The sequence below is a fragment of the Heyndrickxia coagulans DSM 1 = ATCC 7050 genome (assembly GCF_000290615.1).
GTDB lineage: Bacteria > Bacillota > Bacilli > Bacillales > Bacillaceae_C > Weizmannia > Weizmannia coagulans.
On the sequence record NZ_ALAS01000156.1, the window covers coordinates 1 to 316 of the forward strand.

The 316-nt window shown below is 40.5% G+C and carries 1 pseudogene; it reads left to right on the plus strand.

The features are described 5' to 3' along the window. Positions 1-2 precede the first annotated feature (2 nt). Positions 3-316 (plus strand): annotated as a pseudogene (locus tag IC21_RS17325) (transposase); the annotation flags it as partial.

Consider the following 316-nt stretch of genomic DNA (forward strand, 5'->3'; position numbering starts at 1 on the left):
CCATGTGTTTCCCATGGGAGATTTTTAAGCCGATTGAACGAGAATACTACACCCTTTTATATTTGCACCTAAAAAATGAAAGAGCACATGATCCTTCTAATGAAATACAACCGGCACTATTTTCAATAACGGAGGAAGAAGACAAGTCTGCGTCTTCATTATTTCATCTCCCTTCCACTGGGAGAAAACCGCATCCTTTCATGCCCTTTTTTCGTGCTTTTGAACTGGCCTCTTTACAGTATATTGAAGTGATGGTGGAGAGTGTCTATTTGCAAGTGAAATCAAACCCGCTATTTGCCACCATGTGTGGATTTAC